The organism is Duganella sp. LjRoot269 (assembly GCF_964254095.1).
GTDB classification, from domain to species: domain Bacteria; phylum Pseudomonadota; class Gammaproteobacteria; order Burkholderiales; family Burkholderiaceae_D; genus Rugamonas; species Rugamonas hordei.
The window spans coordinates 1201507-1217506 of sequence record NZ_CAXUSL020000001.1 but is presented as its reverse complement, the minus strand read 5'-3'; the positions used below and the strand labels follow the sequence as shown (position 1 = coordinate 1217506).

Here is a 16000-nt window from a genome sequence, read left to right as displayed (position 1 = left end):
TCTTTAATATTGACAGTCGATAAGTGTGAACGCTTGTTGGAGAGTGCTACTCTAGAAAGGAGGTGATCCAGCCGCACCTTCCGATACGGCTACCTTGTTACGACTTCACCCCAGTCACGAATCCTACCGTGGTAAGCGCCCTCCTTACGGTTAAGCTACCTACTTCTGGTAAAACCCGCTCCCATGGTGTGACGGGCGGTGTGTACAAGACCCGGGAACGTATTCACCGCGACATGCTGATCCGCGATTACTAGCGATTCCAACTTCATGCAGTCGAGTTGCAGACTACAATCCGGACTACGATACACTTTCTGGGATTAGCTCCCCCTCGCGGGTTGGCGGCCCTCTGTATGTACCATTGTATGACGTGTGAAGCCCTACCCATAAGGGCCATGAGGACTTGACGTCATCCCCACCTTCCTCCGGTTTGTCACCGGCAGTCTCATTAGAGTGCCCTTTCGTAGCAACTAATGACAAGGGTTGCGCTCGTTGCGGGACTTAACCCAACATCTCACGACACGAGCTGACGACAGCCATGCAGCACCTGTGTACTGGTTCTCTTTCGAGCACTCCTCAATCTCTCAAGGATTCCAGCCATGTCAAGGGTAGGTAAGGTTTTTCGCGTTGCATCGAATTAATCCACATCATCCACCGCTTGTGCGGGTCCCCGTCAATTCCTTTGAGTTTTAATCTTGCGACCGTACTCCCCAGGCGGTCTACTTCACGCGTTAGCTGCGTTACCAAGTCAATTAAGACCCGACAACTAGTAGACATCGTTTAGGGCGTGGACTACCAGGGTATCTAATCCTGTTTGCTCCCCACGCTTTCGTGCATGAGCGTCAGTTTTGACCCAGGGGGCTGCCTTCGCCATCGGTGTTCCTCCACATATCTACGCATTTCACTGCTACACGTGGAATTCTACCCCCCTCTGCCAAACTCTAGCCTTGCAGTCTCCATCGCCATTCCCAGGTTGAGCCCGGGGATTTCACGACAGACTTACAAAACCGCCTGCGCACGCTTTACGCCCAGTAATTCCGATTAACGCTTGCACCCTACGTATTACCGCGGCTGCTGGCACGTAGTTAGCCGGTGCTTATTCTTCAGGTACCGTCATTAGCCACCTGTATTAGAGGCAGCCGTTTCTTCCCTGACAAAAGAGCTTTACAACCCGAAGGCCTTCTTCACTCACGCGGCATTGCTGGATCAGGCTTGCGCCCATTGTCCAAAATTCCCCACTGCTGCCTCCCGTAGGAGTCTGGACCGTGTCTCAGTTCCAGTGTGGCTGGTCGTCCTCTCAGACCAGCTACTGATCGATGCCTTGGTGGGCCTTTACCCCACCAACTAGCTAATCAGATATCGGCCGCTCCAGGAGCATGAGGTCTTGCGATCCCCCACTTTCATCCTTAGATCGTATGCGGTATTAGCGTAACTTTCGCTACGTTATCCCCCACTCCAGGGTACGTTCCGATATATTACTCACCCGTTCGCCACTCGCCGCCAGGTTGCCCCGCGCTGCCGTTCGACTTGCATGTGTAAGGCATGCCGCCAGCGTTCAATCTGAGCCAGGATCAAACTCTTCAGTTTAATCTCTGTTACTTTGACACTTTCGTGTCACCAGCATTTCTGCTGGGTCGCTCACTCAAAATACTGACAGGCCACTACTTTCGTAGCGCCTATTTCATTACTTCTTGTGAACATTTGATATTTTTTAAGTTTCACAAAACCCGAAGGCTTCGTGTGCACTTCCATCAAACGTCCACACTTATCGACTGTTAATTTTTAAAGAACTTGTTCGGTACTGCTTGCTGCTTATCGACAAAGCGTTGTGTTTGTCAGCAACAGAGAAGCGAGATTATGAAGTGTTTCTTTTCTCTCGTCAACCCCTCGTTTTACGTCACATTCTTATGTGTTGTTCTGCGAGGGGCCGAATCATATCAAAGACCTTCGAAGTTTGGCAAGCGCTTTTCAAGGAAGGCATGCATGCCCTCTTTTTGAGCTGGCGTGCCGAACGCTGCCTGGAACAAACGGCGCTCGTAGGTGACGCCTTCCGTCAGCGTGGTTTCAAACGCGCGGTTGACGGCATCCTTGATCATCATCGCGACCGAGGTCGGCATCGAGGCGATCTGTTTGGCCGCGGTCAGCACTTCTTCGATCAGCTTGTCCGCAGGGACTACGCGCGAAACCAGGCCGATGCGCTCGGCTTCGGCCGCGTCGATGGTGCGCGCCGTCAGCAGCAGATCCATGGCCTTGGCCTTGCCGATGGTGCGCGGCAGGCGCTGCGTGCCGCCGGCGCCAGGCGTGACGCCAACCTTGATTTCCGGCTGGCCGAACTTGGCGTTGTCAGCCGCGATCAGGAAGTCGCACATCATCGCCAATTCGCAGCCGCCGCCCAGCGCATAGCCGGCCACGGCGCCGACCACCGGCTTGCGGATGCGCAGGATGTGCTCCCAGTTGCGCGTAATGTAGTTGTCGCGGTAAGTGTCCTGGTAGGTGTAGTCCGCCATGGCCGCGATGTCGGCGCCGGCGGCGAAGGCTTTCTCGCTGCCGGTCAGCACGATGCAGCCGATGGCTGGATCGGCGTCGAACTTATATAAAGCATCGCCCAGCTCGTTCATCATACGGTCGTTCAGCGCGTTCAGCGCCTTCGGCCGGTTCAAACGGATCAGGGCGACTTTGTCGTGCACTTCGACGATCAGATCTTCATATTGCATAGGTGTCTCCTTCACGGTGAAATATTCCTCGAGGATTGTAGCGCCTAACTCCCGCGCTGGTATGATTGAAGCTCGGCAACCTGCTTTAAAGAGCTTCCTATTTTTACCGCCTTTCGCCACTACCTGAAGGACAAGCTGAGCGGCGACGACCTGCTGCGCAACAGCGACTTCATGCGCTACTGGTTCAGCGCCACCCTCAACGGCTTCGGCAGCTACATCAGCGCGCTGGCTCTACCGCTGTGCTCGGTTTTGCTGCTGCACGCCACGCCGGCGCAGATGGGCGTGCTCGGCGCGTGCCAGGCGATTCCGTTCGCGCTGCTGGCCTTGCCGGCCGGCGTCCTTCTCGACCGCAACCGCAAACTGCCGGTGCTGTTGGCCAGCAAGGCCGTCCTGGCTGTCACCTTGGCCAGCATACCGGCCGCCTGGTGGCTGGGCGTGCTGTCGATCCACTGGATGTATGCGGTGTCGTTCGTCATCGGCGCTTGTTCGGTGCTGGGCGGCGGCGCCGAACAGATCTTCCTGACCAACCTGATCGGGCGCGACCGCCTGACCGATGCGCAGTCCAAGTTCGCCGCCACCGATTCGGCCTCGCGCCTGCTGGCGCCTGGCGTCGCCGGCGTGCTGATCCAGTGGCTGACCGCGCCGTTCGCGGTGCTGCTGAATGCCTTCGGCTTCGTAATCTCCATCCTGTTGCTGCGCAATCTGAAGGCCAACGATCCGAAGCCGCCGCCGTCGAACAAGCATCCGCTGCGCGACATCCACGACGGCCTGCTGTTCATCTGGGGCCAGCCGCTACTGCGCACGCTGGCCTGGGGCGCCGGCGTCTGGCACATGCTGTTCTACGGATTCACGGCGCTCAACGTGCTGTTCTGCACGCGCGAACTGGGTATGACGGCAGGCATGCTGGGCGCGGCGCAGATGGTGGGCGGTATAGGCGTGCTGCTGAGCTCCCTGATGCTGAAGCCATTGAATGCCCGCTTCGGTCCCGGTGTGACCATGCTGATCGGCATAGGCTTGACCGCGTTTGCGTTTGCCGCGATGCCGGTGGTGCCGGCAAATCTGTTCGGCAGTCCGAACGCCAGCGCGGTCGCCGCCGGCGGTTTGTCGCTGTTCATGGATTGCGGCGTGATGCTGTTCTTCATGCCCTACATGACACTGCGCCAGAAGGTCACGCCGGATGAGTATCTGGGCCGCATGGTGTCGACGATGCGCTTCCTGACGGTGGCGACGGCGCCGCTCGGCGCGCTGGCCGCCGGCTACATCGGCGAGCATTTCAGCATCCGCACCGGCATGGCCTGCGTGGCGGCCGGCGGCATCCTGCTGACGATCAGCATGGCGATGTCGTCGTCCATGCGCGGCAGCCAGCCGGCGGTGGCGCCGGCAGCCACCTAACGTGCGCCGGGCATCCGCCTAAAACATTAGGCTGGTTGCCATATCCATTCTTGGGAGCGCGCCATGTTCAAGTCCATTTTGCTGCCGACGGACGGTTCGGACCTGTCGGACAAGGCAACCGCCACGGCGGTGCGGTTCGCCAGGCTCAATCAGGCGAAGATCGTCGCTATCACGGTGATACAGCCGTTGCCGTTTTCGTCGATGGGCGACAGCGGCGCGGTGATCGATTCCGGCCAGTTCGCCACCCAGATGCAGGACGCCGCGCGCCGGCATATCGAAAAGGTGGCCGCAGCCGCGCTGGCAGCTGATATTCCGTTCGAAGGAGTGATAACGATGTCGCCCAGCCCCTACGAGGAAATCGTCGAGGCGGCGAAGAAGCATGGCTGCGACATCATCATGATGGCGTCGCACGGACGCACGGGCCTGAACCGGCTGTTCCTGGGCAGCGAGACGCAGAAGGTGCTCGCACATACCACGCTGCCCGTGATGGTGCTTCGCTAGTTGACCTGCTTGGGCAGCAGCACCCAGACGCTGCCCCGCTGCTTCATGCGGCCGGCGTTTTCCGATGCTTCCGTGCCGAAGCCGAAGAAGTAATCGACCCGGATCGCGCCGCGGATCGCGCCGCCGGTATCCTGCGCCATGACCAGCCGCTGCAGCGGAATGTCGCTGTTCGGCATGGTGGTCGCCAGGAACACCGGGGCGCCCAGCGGCAACTGCGACGCATCGATGGCCACCGAGCGCGCAGGCGTCAGCGGCACGCCCAGCGAACCTTTCGGACCGACCTTCGGATCCGGCAGGCGCTCTTCGCGGAAGAACACATAGCTCGGATTTGCATTGAACAGCTCCTGCATGCGCGTCGGGTGGCCGGCGATCCAGGCCTTGATGCCCTGCGCCGACGCCTGCTCCACGGTCAACTCGCCCTTCTCCACCAGGTACTTGCCGATTGATTTATACGGATGGCCGTTCTGGTCCGCGTACGCCACGCGCACGGTTTCCTGGGTATCGGTCAGCTGCACCCGTCCCGAGCCCTGCACCTGCAGGAAGAACGACTCGACCGGATCGTCGACCCACAGCAGCTCCTTGCCGGGGAAGTCGGCCTTCTCGATGTCGGCGCGGGTCGCATAAGGCACCACCTTCTTGCCCACCAGCTTGCCCCGCAGGCGCATGCCCTTCAGTTCCGGATACACGCTGGCCAGATCGATGGTGACCATATCGTCCGGCACCTTGAACAGCGGCGTCTGATACGGACCGCCCTTCTTGCGGGCGCCGCGCAGCAGCGGCTCGTAATAGCCGGTGATCAGGCCGTCGGTCGCGCCGTCCGGCGCCACCACTTGGTTGGGCACCATGAAGGCTTCGAAGAAGGTGCGGATCGCCTGCTCGTCGCCCGCGTTGACGGTGCGGGCGATGGTGCAGGACTCCTTCCAGTTCGGTTGCTTGACCAGCACCGAGCACGAGGACATGAAGGCCGGCCACGCGGCGCGCACATCATCCTTGTCCCAGCCGGGCAGCGCGGCGAAGGTGGTCGGCACCAGTTGCAGCGCGGTCGGCTTGACCGGTTCGGGCGTCGGCTGGGCTGGGGGCACGACGGGCGGCACCGGTACGGCGGGCGGCACGGGCGGCACCGGCTTCTCCGGCGGCAGCGGCGTGGTGGTACAGGCGGCCAGCGAAAGCGCCACGACGGCCAGCGGAACGAGTAGACTACGGCGTGTTAATGACATAAGGATAGCTATGTGGGTATTGATGATAGAAGCATGCGTGGCGTTTTTCCTGCTGGTGTTTATCGTCTGGTGGACTATGTACCAGGGCAAGGGCAAGACCAAAAAGCTGCCCCCGCCGGAGAACGAACAGGAATAATCAGTGCAGCGTGCGCGGCAGCGACAGCACGAACTCCGGGATCTTCGCTTCGAACTGATGGCCGTCCTCGGCCACGCAGAAGTATTCACCGACCATCGAGCCCTGCTGGGTTTGCAGCGCCGTGCCGCTGGTGTATTCGAAATGCTCGCCGGGTTGCAGCAGCGGCTGGTGGCCGACCACGCCCAGGCCGCGCACTTCTTCCACATGGTTGTTGGCGTCGGTGATGACCCAGTGGCGTGAGATCAGCTGTGCAGCCACCGTGCCGGTGTTCTTGATCGTGATCGAGTAGGTGAAAACGAAGTTGGTGCGCTCCGGGTCCGACTGATCTGGCAGGTACTGGGTTCTGACCGACACAGTAAATTCGTAAGTGGCCATCAAAATTCCTTAGTAAAATCGCAATCGCATCTTGCAAGCTTGGCGATTGTATATCGTCAGACGCTCATTGCACCGCAAATCCGCACTCTATGCAAGGACGGCGCGGCTGAAAACGGGGGTAAAACGGTCGCGGTCGCGCCGGGCAGCGTAAAATAGCGCATCTTTTTTATTGCAGCCCACCGCCATGACCACATTCCGCATCGCTCCCAGCATCCTGTCCGCCGATTTCGCCCGCCTGGGTGAAGAGGTCCGCAACGTCGTCGCCTCCGGCGCGGACATCATTCACTTTGACGTGATGGACAACCATTATGTTCCGAACCTGACCATCGGGCCGCTGGTCTGCGAAGCGATCCGCCCGCACGTGCAAGTGCCGATCGACGTCCACCTGATGGTCAAGCCGGTCGACCGCATCATTCCGGACTTCGCCAAGGCCGGCGCCAACATCATCACCTTCCACCCGGAAGCGTCGGACCATATCGACCGCTCGCTGCAGCTGATCCGCGACCACGGCTGCAAGGCCGGCCTGGTGTTCAATCCGGCCACGCCGCTGAGCTACCTGGAGCACGTGATGGACAAGATCGACATGATCCTGATCATGTCCGTCAACCCGGGCTTCGGCGGCCAGTCCTTCATTCCGCAGGCGCTGAAGAAAATCGCCGAGGCACGCCGCCTGATCAACGAATCCGGCCGCGACATCCTGCTGGAAGTGGACGGCGGCATCAAGATCGACAACATCGCCGCCGCCGCGGCCGCGGGCGCGGACACCTTCGTGGCCGGCTCCGCCATCTTCGGCAAGCCGGACTACAAGGCCGTCATCGACGCCATGCGCGCCCAGCTGGCGACGGTAGCGTAATGAGCGTGCTGGCAGGCGTGCGCGCCGCAATCATCGACCTCGACGGCACCATGCTGGACACGATGCCCGACTTTTACGTCGCGATCAACGGCATGCTGGCGGAACTCGGCCTGAAACCGGTCGCGCAAGAGCAGATCGCGCTGATGGTCGGCAAGGGCTCCGAAAACCTGATCCGCTCCGTGCTGGCGCTGGATCTGGACGGCGCCGGCGTCGCAGCCCGCTTCGAGGCGGCGATGGACGCCTACCAGCGCCACTACCTGAGCATCAACGGCAACCACAGCGCCCTGTATCCCGGCGTGATCGAAGGCCTGACGGCGATGAAGGCACAGGGCCTGCGCCTGGCCTGTGTAACCAACAAGCCGATATCCTTCACCACGCCGCTGCTCAAGCTGAAGGGGCTGGACGGCTTTTTCGAGGTGGTTTACGGCGGCGATTCGCTGCCGCGCAAGAAGCCCGATCCCCTGCCGCTGCAGACGGTGTGTGCCGATTTCGGCCTCAAGCCGGCGCAAGTGGTGGCCATCGGCGACTCTTCGAACGACGCGCAGGCCGCACGGGCGGCGGGTTGCCCGGTGCTGACGGTGCCTTACGGTTACAATCACGGAGAGGCTATACACAAAACCGATTCCGATGGTATAGTAGCCACGCTGCTCGATGCCGCTATTTTGATCCGTTCACATAATTAACCGTTAGCTGAACTACTCTGACCGAAATGTCTTTCACCAAAAAACACAATGTCAACCAAACCGGCTCGATTGAGGCCTGGCTTTGGCGACGCTGGCAATCCTGGCAAAACTGAGCCGAACTGATTGCTGTCGTCCGTGCGCACGCACCCGACAGGTTTTTTGACAAACCACCGCCAAATCCACAACCACATCCCTGGCGGCATGGAGAGAAGACATGACCGAATTCGAATTCAAATCGTTGGCCAACGATGGCTACAACCGCATCCCGCTGATCGCGGAAGCCTTTGCCGACCTCGAAACCCCGCTCACGCTGTACCTGAAACTGGCCCAGAGCCAGAACGCCGGCAAGAACACCTTCCTGCTTGAGTCGGTGGTCGGCGGCGAGCGTTTCGGCCGCTTCTCCTTCATCGGCCTGCCGGCGACGACCGTGCTGCGCAACTTCGGCACGCGCACCGAGATCGTCAAGAACGGCGCCGTGATCGAGACGCACGAAGGCAATCCGCTGGAATTCATCGAGGCTTACCAGAAGCGCTTCAAGGTCGCGCTGCGTCCGGGCATGCCGCGCTTCTGCGGCGGCCTGGCCGGCTACTTCGGCTACGACTCGGTGCGCCACATCGAAAAAACGCTGGCCAACACCCAGCCCAAGGACGACCTGGGCCTGCCCGACATCCAGCTGATGGTGACCGAGGAACTGGCCGTCATCGACAACCTCTCCGGCAAGCTGTACCTGATCGTCTACGCCGACACCACGCAGCCGGAATCGTATTCCAAAGCGCGCCAGCGCCTGAAAGACCTGCGTGTGATGCTGCGCCGCGGCGTCGACGCGCCAGTGACGAGCAGCTCGGTGCGCACCGAAACCATCCGCGACTTCCCCAAGGACGAATACCTGAAGGCCGTCGCCAAGGCCCACGAATACGTGATGGCCGGCGACTTGATGCAGGTGCAGATCGGCCAGCGCATCCGCAAGCCGTACGTCGATTCGCCGCTGACCTTGTACCGCGCGCTGCGTTCGTTGAACCCGTCGCCATATATGTACTTCTACAATTTCGGCGACATGCAGATCGTCGGCGCGTCGCCGGAGATTTTGGTGCGCAACGAGACGCTGCCGGACGGCGAGAAGAAAGTCACGCTGCGCCCTATCGCCGGCACCCGTCCGCGCGGCGCCACGCCGGAACGCGACGCCGAACTGGCCAAGGAACTGCTGGCCGATCCGAAGGAGATCGCCGAACACGTGATGCTGATCGACCTGGCGCGCAATGACCTGGGCCGCATCTCCGAGATCGGCAGCGTCAGCGTCACCGACCGCCTGGTCATCGAAAAATACTCGCATGTGCAGCACATCGTCTCCAACGTCGAGGGCAAGCTGAAAGACGGCCTGTCCAACCTGGACGTGCTGCGCGCGACCTTCCCCGCCGGCACGCTGACCGGCGCGCCGAAAGTGCGGGCGATGGAAGTGATCGACGAACTGGAAATCAGCAAGCGCGGCATCTACGGCGGCGCCTGCGGCTACCTCTCCTTCGGCGGCGAAATGGACGTGGCGATCGCCATCCGCACCGGTGTAATCAAGGACGGCATGCTGTACGTGCAGGCCGCCGCCGGCATCGTCGCCGATTCGATACCGGAGATGGAATGGCAGGAAACTGAAAACAAGGCGCGCGCTGTACTGCGCGCCGCCGAACAAGTGCAAGATGGCCTGGATGGGGAGTTCTGAGATGCTGCTGATGATCGACAATTACGACTCCTTCACCTACAACATCGTGCAGTACTTCGGCGAGCTGGGTGAGGATGTACGCGTGTACCGCAACGATGAAATCACGATTGCGGAAATCGAAGCGCTGAACCCGGACCACATCTGCATTTCGCCGGGTCCGAAAGATCCGTCGCAGGCGGGCATTTCCATCGAGGTGCTCAAGCACTTCGCCGGCAAGAAGCCGATCCTGGGCGTGTGCCTCGGCCACCAGGCCATCGGCGAAGCGTTCGGCGGCAAAGTGATCCGCGCCAAGCAGGTCATGCACGGCAAAACTTCTTTAATCGCGCATACGGGCGTGGGCGTCTTCAAGGACCTGCCCTCCCCCTTCACGGTGATCCGTTATCACTCTCTGGCTATCGAGCGCAGCTCGCTGCCATCCTGCCTCGAAGTGACGGCATGGACCGACGACGGTGAAATCATGGGCGTGCGCCACAAGGATTACGACATCGAGGGCGTGCAGTTCCACCCCGAGTCGATCCTGTCGGAACACGGTCACGCACTGTTGAAGAACTTCCTGGTCCGCTAAAGACGCCGGCGTGCTTGCCGCGCGCCTCCTTTAGCTGCGATCCGCGTCCAAATTGAAGAAGGAATTGCCATGCCTATCACCCATCAAGAAGCACTGCTGCGCTGCATCGAGCACCGCGAGATTTTCCACGACGAGATGCTGCACCTGTTCCGCCAGATTATGTCCGGCGAAATGTCGCCGACCATGATCGCGGCCCTGACCATGGGCCTGCGCGTGAAAAAGGAAACCATCGGCGAGATCGCCGCCGCCGCGCAGGTGATGCGCGAGTTCTCCACCAAGGTGCCGATGGCCGACACCACCGGCCTGCTCGACATCGTCGGCACCGGCGGCGACGGCGCGCATACGTTCAACATCTCCACCGCGTCGATGTTTGTCGCCGCCGCCGCTGGCGCGCGCGTGGCCAAGCACGGCGGGCGCAGCGTGTCGTCCTCGTCCGGCTCGGCCGACGTGATCGAATCGCTGGGCGCCAACATCAACCTGAAACCCGAGCAGATCGCGCAATCGATCGCGCAGACCGGCATCGGCTTCATGTTCGCGCCCAACCACCACGCTGCGATGAAGCATGCGGCGCCGGTGCGCCGCGAACTGGGCGTGCGCACCATCTTCAACATCCTGGGACCGCTGACCAATCCGGCCGGCGCGCCGAATATCCTGATGGGCGTATTCCACGCCGACTTGGTGGGCATCCAGGTGCGCGTGCTGCAGCGACTCGGCGCGCAGCATGCCATCGTGGTCTATGGCCGCGACAATATGGACGAAGTCTCGCTGGGCGCGGGCACCATGGTCGGCGAACTGATTAACGGCGAAATCCGCGAATACGAAATCCATCCGGAAGACTTCGGCCTGCAGATGATCGCCAGCCGCAACCTGAAGGTGGCCGATTCGACCGAATCGAAAGCCAAGATGATGGAAGCGCTGCGCGGCGAACCCGGCGCGGCTTTCGATATCGTCGCGCTCAACGCCGGCACCGCGCTGTATGCGGCAGGCGTGGCAAGTTCGATCGAGGACGGCCTGGCGCGTGCGCGCAAGGCCATCGCATCCGGCGACGCGCTGCGCAAGGTCGAGCAGTTCGTGCAGGTCACGCAAAGCCTCGGCGGCGCGAACTAAGGGGCCATCATGTTCGGCATCCACGACCTGACGCTGTTCATTATCTCCGGGCTGCTGCTGAATATCATGCCGGGTCCGGATTCGCTGCTGATCATGACGCGCAGCGCCACGCAGGGCTGGCGCGCCGGCTCGGCGGCGGCGCTGGGCATAGGCGCCGGCACCATGATCCATATCTTCGCCGCGGCGCTGGGTTTGTCGGCGCTGCTGGCGACGTCGGCTGCCGCATTCACCGCCGTCAAATGGATAGGCGCGGCGTATATCGTGTACGTCGGCATCGGCATGCTGCGCGCCAGACTACGCAGCGATGCGGACGATATGGATGATGCGGCGGCTCAGGCCGTGGCGGCGCGCGCCGCGCAGCCGCTGGCTTATCGTAAAATCTTCTTCCAGGGCTTTCTCACCAACGTGCTGAACCCGAAAGTGGCTTTGTTCTTCCTGGCGTTCGTGCCGCAGTTTATTTCGGCTGAATCCACCAGCAAGCCGCTGGCGTTCATCGTCCTGGGCTGCATTTTCAATTTCAACGGTATGTTGTGGTGTAATGGCCTGGCCGTTTTCACCGCCTTTGCCAGCGCGCGCCTGAAGGTCAAGCCGCTGGTGGCGCTATGGCTAAACCGCGTGACGGGCGGCCTGTTCCTGGCACTCGGCCTGCGTTTGGCGCTGGCGGAACAACATTAATCTTAGGTTTATCATGTCCGACATCCTGAACAAAATCCTCGCAGTCAAAGCCGACGAAGTCGCCGCCGCTAAAAAATACCGCGGCTTCGCCAGCCTGCGCGCCGACGTCGAAGGCAACGCCGAGCTGCGCGCCGGCCTGCGCGGCTTCGAGGCCAGCCTCCGGGCCAAGATCGCCGCCGGCCATGCCGGCGTGATCACCGAAGTGAAAAAGGCCTCGCCGTCGAAAGGCGTGCTGCGTGCCGACTTCCGCCCGGCCGACATCGCCGCCAGCTATCAGGCCAACGGCGCCGCATGCCTGTCGGTACTGACGGACGAGCAGTTCTTCCAGGGCTCGACCGCCTACCTGCAGCAGGCGCGCGCCGCCTGCGCGATTCCGGTGCTGCGCAAGGACTTCATGATCGACGTCTACCAGATCTACGAAGCCCGCGCGATGGGCGCGGACGCGATCCTGCTGATCGTCTCGGCGCTGGACCACGGATTGATGGCGGAAATGGAAGCCTGCGCCCACGAACTGGGCATGGGCGTGCTGGTGGAAACCCACGACGGCGACGAGCTGACCGCCGCGCTGCGCCTGAAAACCGACTTGCTCGGCATCAACAACCGCAATTTGCGTACATTCGAGGTGTCGCTGGAGAATACTCTGGGCCTGCTGGACCGGATTCCGGCCGACAAACTGGTCATTACCGAGTCCGGCATCATGGTGCAGGAAGACGTCAAACGCATGCGCGAGGCAAATGTGCATGCCTTCCTGGTCGGCGAAGCGTTCATGCGGGCGCCGGATCCGGGCGCCGAGCTGGCTCGTTTGTTTAACTAAGCCCTTACTGCCTGCTTGGGCGGCGGGCCCTCGGCCGCGATCTCGATACGGTCGCGGCCCAACTCCTTGGCGCTATACAGCGCCTTGTCCGCCCGCATCAAAATCCCATCCAGGTTCTCGTCGGCACTTGCCTGGCAAGCAATACCTATGCTGACTGTGTAGGCAGGCAGCCCCTGCCCGTGCGGCTCGCGCAAGGCCGTCTGGATCCGTTCCGCGATATGGCGCGCCCGGTCCAAGCCTGTATTCGGCAACAACACGATAAACTCCTCGCCGCCAAAACGGGCCACATGGTCCGACACGCGCAAGGCTTTGCCGATAACCTCGGCGACGTCGATCAGTACGCGGTCGCCGGTCGCGTGGCCATAACGGTCGTTAATCTTCTTAAAATAATCCAGATCGATGCTCAGCATCGTCATCGCAGTGGATTCGCGCAGCATCAGCGCATGCTCCTTGGCGTAAATATCGGCGAAACCGCGACGATTTAATACCTGCGTCAATGGATCCAAAGTCGAGCGGCGTTCCAGGATGGTTTGCAAACGGCGGGTAGCGACCGCCATAAAGCCTACGGCCAGCAGCAATATCATGAAATGCGCGGTGGCGAGATAAATACTCTGGAACGGACCGACTGTCAGCAAAGTGGCATGCTCACTACCCATATAGAGCGCCAATATACCGCGCGTCAGCACGACCACCGATTGCAGAAACATCAATGCGCCAAAGAATTTACTGGAAAAATGTGGCTCGCCAAAGCGGTATATCAATACAACCTGACAGGCATAGAATATAAAGCAGAGGAAAGAAAAGACCGCAACCCGGGCGGCAAAGTTCGGTTCAACAATCAACCAATAGCCGACACCCAGCATCGCCAGCGCCCAGATCAGATGAAACAACCACCACGACGGACGCTGCCCATATAGTTTCTGCGTACCGATCAGCGTTAAACCCAGTGCCCACATCAACACTGAATTCGCACAAATCAAAGGCAATGTATTTCCTAATATACCGCCACGCAGGCTAAAGCATACCGAGCCGACCGCCAATAACAGCAATCCACCAGCCCATTGTTTCAGGCCTTTAATCTCTTTAGGAAAACTTAAATGGGCGGAATAAAGCACAACGCTCATTGCACCGGCCATCAGCGTCGCCATCAGGATAATAGTAGTGGGATCAAGCAGTATCACGTGCGGAACTATCCTCTTAGGCTAAAGCGTCAGGCCAAATTCTAAACCAGAACTACGCCCAGGCGGAAAATTATCCCCGCGACAACGCAAAAACCAGCCAGACATGCCAGAACCCGGCATTTACACGCCAAAATTTGGCATGCATAGTGCAAAAAAATCCGGGGTCAGATCTGACATTCGGACAGGAGCTCAACCGTACAGCTATCTACGGTTCAGCTTGTGTCCGAATGTCAGATCTGACCCCGGATTGGAATTGCTTATCAGGCGGCGCTGGGGCGTATTGGGCCGGTGGATTTTTTGCCGGCGGGGTCTAATGACAGCGTAATGCCAGGCACACGCTCGCCTTGCAAGGTCATATTGAACGTCATTAATTCGTCACGGCGGAATGCGTGTACTTCAACGGTCGATCCAATGCCGTAACGGGAAAGCAGCGTTTCCAGATTGGTGGCATTGACGCGCAAGCCGTCTATGGCGACTAATATATCGCCAGCTGATAAGCCGGCTTGATGGGCGGCGCCATTTTCGTGCACGGCCGATAATTTGCAATCATTGCCATCTTTACCGAGATTTGCATCCAGGCTGGGTTTTGAAGATTTTCGCTCATCGCTGTATTTAATGCCGAATGGAGCCAGCATTTTAGCCAGGGGCAGATCCTCGGTTCCACGGATATATTTATCGAAGAATGGCTTGAAACGGCCACCGCTTATTTCATCAAATATAACTTCAACTTCTGCTGGAGTAACTCCCCGGCCTGCGCCGTTATAAAAATCGCGGCCGTAACGCTGCCACAAAGTACGCATCACATCATCCAGCGATTTCTTGCCACCGGTTTTGGCGCGTATGCTCAAATCCAGCGCCAAACCGATCAGCGAACCCTTGGTGTAATAACTGATGATGGCATTCGGCGCATTTTCATCCTGGCGATAATATTTGCCCCAGGCGTCGAAACTCGAATCCGCCACGCTTTGCTTGGTCCTCCCGCTGCCGCGCAACACGCTGCCTATGGTTTTACCCAGAAGTTTGAAATACGCCGGCTCCGCGATCACGCCGGCACGGACCAGCATCAAATCGTCGTAATAACTGGTGAAGCCTTCAAACAACCACAGCAGCGGCGAGTAATTCTCGACTTGCAGATTGTAGGGTGCGAACGCCGCCGGCTTGATGCGCTTAACATTCCACGTGTGGAAGTATTCGTGGCTGCATAAGCCCAGGTATTGCAGGTAGCCGTCTGTTATCTCTTTACTATTGGATGCCGTGCTCGGCAAGTCGGCGCGGGCGCAGATCAGCGCGGTCGAGGCGCGATGCTCGAGGCCGCCATATCCATCGCCGACGGCCAGCGTCATGAACACATAGCGGTCCATCGGCGCTTTCCTGGCCTTCGGTTCGAAGAAGGCGATCTGGGTTTCGCAGATCTTTTTCAGGTCGGCGCTCAGGCGCGCCAGGTCCAGATTCGGCACCCGGCCGCTGATAACGATGTCGTGCGGCACGCCATGCGCCTTGAACGTGGCCAGCGCGAAATCGCCCTGCTCCACCGGGTGGTCGATCAATTCGTCGTAGTTGGCGGCGATATAGGTGCCAAAACCATAACGTTTCGCCTTCAGTTCCGGCAGCGAGGTCGCCACGCGCCAGGTCTTGGCCGCCTCGCCGTCCGGACGCTGGATGTCCACCACGTGCGGCTGGTCTTCCTGCCCCAGCACGCGCAGGAACACGCTGGTGCCATTGTAAAACGCATGGTTCTGGTCCAGGTGTGCGGCGCGCACCGACAAATCCCAGGCGTAGACTTCATAGTGCAACGTCAGCGATGCCGCGTGATCCTTCAGCGGCGCTGCCTGCCAGGAATGCTTGTCCAGCTTGGCCAGCGCCACCGGCTCGCCGTTGGATTCGGCGCGGATGCGCACGATGTTGCGCGAAAATTCGCGAATCATGTAGCTGCCCGGGATCCAGGCCGGCAGCGCGAAAACCTGGCCGCCTGCGGCCGGCGCGTCCACCGTCAGCGTGACGTGGAACAGGTGGGCAGCCAGATCGTGGCCGACGATGCTGTACGCGATCGCCGGAGTGCTCTTGTTCGATTTCTTCATC

The 16000-nt window shown here is 60.1% G+C and carries 14 protein-coding genes and 1 rRNA gene; 9 read left to right on the top strand and 6 right to left on the bottom strand.

Annotation, left to right across the window (positions count from 1 at the left end; genetic code table 11):
* Positions 1-55: 55 nt before the first annotated feature.
* Together ACSQ3S_RS05250 and ACSQ3S_RS05245 are read right to left on the bottom strand one after the other, a co-directional pair.
* Positions 56-1584 (bottom strand): 16S ribosomal RNA (locus tag ACSQ3S_RS05250).
* A gap of 350 nt (positions 1585-1934) precedes the next feature.
* On the bottom strand, positions 1935-2711 hold the full coding sequence (locus ACSQ3S_RS05245; RefSeq protein WP_436141770.1) for an enoyl-CoA hydratase: 777 nt from the start codon (positions 2709-2711) through the stop codon (positions 1935-1937).
* A 99-nt stretch (positions 2712-2810) separates the two neighbouring features.
* On the opposite strand from ACSQ3S_RS05245, the gene ACSQ3S_RS05240 reads away from it, so the two are divergent.
* Both ACSQ3S_RS05240 and ACSQ3S_RS05235 read left to right on the top strand, forming a co-directional pair.
* Positions 2811-4103, top strand: a complete 1293-nt coding sequence (locus ACSQ3S_RS05240) for an MFS transporter (protein ID WP_436144994.1) — start codon at positions 2811-2813, stop codon at positions 4101-4103.
* 63 nt (positions 4104-4166) lie between these two features.
* On the top strand, positions 4167-4604 hold the full coding sequence (locus tag ACSQ3S_RS05235) for a universal stress protein (RefSeq protein ID WP_176655506.1): 438 nt from the start codon (positions 4167-4169) through the stop codon (positions 4602-4604).
* Here ACSQ3S_RS05235 and mltA read toward each other — a convergent pair.
* Positions 4601-5821 carry a murein transglycosylase A gene (mltA, locus tag ACSQ3S_RS05230; RefSeq protein WP_436141769.1) on the bottom strand — a complete coding sequence of 407 codons (1221 nt, stop codon included), beginning with the start codon at positions 5819-5821 and terminating at the stop codon, positions 4601-4603. The genes ACSQ3S_RS05235 and mltA overlap by 4 nt on opposite strands.
* 136 nt (positions 5822-5957) lie before the next feature.
* Positions 5958-6332 carry a Co2+/Mg2+ efflux protein ApaG gene (gene apaG, locus ACSQ3S_RS05225; protein WP_008444834.1) on the bottom strand — a complete coding sequence of 125 codons (375 nt, stop codon included), beginning with the start codon at positions 6330-6332 and terminating at the stop codon, positions 5958-5960.
* A gap of 184 nt (positions 6333-6516) precedes the next feature.
* Between apaG and rpe the strand changes: the two genes are divergently transcribed.
* From rpe to trpC, 7 genes are all read left to right on the top strand, one after another.
* Positions 6517-7185 (top strand): ribulose-phosphate 3-epimerase, encoded by a 669-nt coding sequence (gene rpe, locus ACSQ3S_RS05220; protein WP_413447625.1) that lies wholly within the window; start codon positions 6517-6519, stop codon positions 7183-7185.
* Positions 7185-7868, top strand: coding sequence for a phosphoglycolate phosphatase (locus ACSQ3S_RS05215; RefSeq protein WP_436141768.1), 684 nt, complete (start codon positions 7185-7187; stop codon positions 7866-7868). The genes rpe and ACSQ3S_RS05215 overlap by 1 nt, the downstream gene beginning before the upstream one ends.
* 214 nt (positions 7869-8082) lie before the next feature.
* Positions 8083-9579 carry an anthranilate synthase component I gene (trpE, locus tag ACSQ3S_RS05210; RefSeq protein WP_353404202.1) on the top strand — a complete coding sequence of 499 codons (1497 nt, stop codon included), beginning with the start codon at positions 8083-8085 and terminating at the stop codon, positions 9577-9579.
* A gap of 1 nt (position 9580) precedes the next feature.
* Positions 9581-10144 (top strand): anthranilate synthase component II, encoded by a 564-nt coding sequence (locus ACSQ3S_RS05205; protein ID WP_090326971.1) that lies wholly within the window; start codon positions 9581-9583, stop codon positions 10142-10144.
* A 69-nt stretch (positions 10145-10213) separates the two neighbouring features.
* A complete protein-coding gene (trpD, locus tag ACSQ3S_RS05200) occupies positions 10214-11251 on the top strand; it encodes an anthranilate phosphoribosyltransferase (protein ID WP_436141767.1) in 1038 nt (345 codons plus the stop codon).
* A 9-nt stretch (positions 11252-11260) separates the two neighbouring features.
* Positions 11261-11926, top strand: a complete 666-nt coding sequence (locus tag ACSQ3S_RS05195; RefSeq protein WP_436141766.1) for a LysE family translocator — start codon at positions 11261-11263, stop codon at positions 11924-11926.
* Between the two features lie 13 nt (positions 11927-11939).
* Positions 11940-12740 (top strand): indole-3-glycerol phosphate synthase TrpC, encoded by an 801-nt coding sequence (trpC, locus tag ACSQ3S_RS05190; protein WP_436141765.1) that lies wholly within the window; start codon positions 11940-11942, stop codon positions 12738-12740.
* On the opposite strand, the gene ACSQ3S_RS05185 is transcribed toward trpC, so the two are convergent.
* Together ACSQ3S_RS05185 and ACSQ3S_RS05180 are read right to left on the bottom strand one after the other, a co-directional pair.
* The gene (locus tag ACSQ3S_RS05185; protein ID WP_436141764.1) at positions 12737-13921 is read right to left on the bottom strand and encodes a GGDEF domain-containing protein; all 1185 of its coding nucleotides are present in this window, start codon (positions 13919-13921) and stop codon (positions 12737-12739) included. The two genes, trpC and ACSQ3S_RS05185, sit on opposite strands and share 4 nt — an antisense overlap.
* Before the next feature lie 260 nt (positions 13922-14181).
* On the bottom strand, positions 14182-15999 hold the full coding sequence (locus ACSQ3S_RS05180) for a M61 family metallopeptidase (protein WP_436141763.1): 1818 nt from the start codon (positions 15997-15999) through the stop codon (positions 14182-14184).
* Between the last annotated feature and the right edge of the window lies 1 nt (position 16000).

Excerpts from the sequence above, each read along its gene's own strand:
- ACSQ3S_RS05245 (WP_436141770.1), bottom strand. The coding sequence starts at position 2,711 with ATGCAATATGAAGATCTGATCGTCGAAGTGCACGACAAAGTCGCCCTG.
- ACSQ3S_RS05235 (WP_176655506.1), top strand. The coding sequence starts at position 4,167 with ATGTTCAAGTCCATTTTGCTGCCGACGGACGGTTCGGACCTGTCGGAC.
- mltA (WP_436141769.1), bottom strand. The coding sequence starts at position 5,821 with ATGTCATTAACACGCCGTAGTCTACTCGTTCCGCTGGCCGTCGTGGCG.
- apaG (WP_008444834.1), bottom strand. The coding sequence starts at position 6,332 with ATGGCCACTTACGAATTTACTGTGTCGGTCAGAACCCAGTACCTGCCA.
- rpe (WP_413447625.1), top strand. The coding sequence starts at position 6,517 with ATGACCACATTCCGCATCGCTCCCAGCATCCTGTCCGCCGATTTCGCC.
- ACSQ3S_RS05215 (WP_436141768.1), top strand. The coding sequence starts at position 7,185 with ATGAGCGTGCTGGCAGGCGTGCGCGCCGCAATCATCGACCTCGACGGC.
- trpE (WP_353404202.1), top strand. The coding sequence starts at position 8,083 with ATGACCGAATTCGAATTCAAATCGTTGGCCAACGATGGCTACAACCGC.
- ACSQ3S_RS05205 (WP_090326971.1), top strand. The coding sequence starts at position 9,581 with ATGCTGCTGATGATCGACAATTACGACTCCTTCACCTACAACATCGTG.
- trpD (WP_436141767.1), top strand. The coding sequence starts at position 10,214 with ATGCCTATCACCCATCAAGAAGCACTGCTGCGCTGCATCGAGCACCGC.
- ACSQ3S_RS05195 (WP_436141766.1), top strand. The coding sequence starts at position 11,261 with ATGTTCGGCATCCACGACCTGACGCTGTTCATTATCTCCGGGCTGCTG.
- trpC (WP_436141765.1), top strand. The coding sequence starts at position 11,940 with ATGTCCGACATCCTGAACAAAATCCTCGCAGTCAAAGCCGACGAAGTC.
- ACSQ3S_RS05180 (WP_436141763.1), bottom strand. The coding sequence starts at position 15,999 with ATGAAGAAATCGAACAAGAGCACTCCGGCGATCGCGTACAGCATCGTC.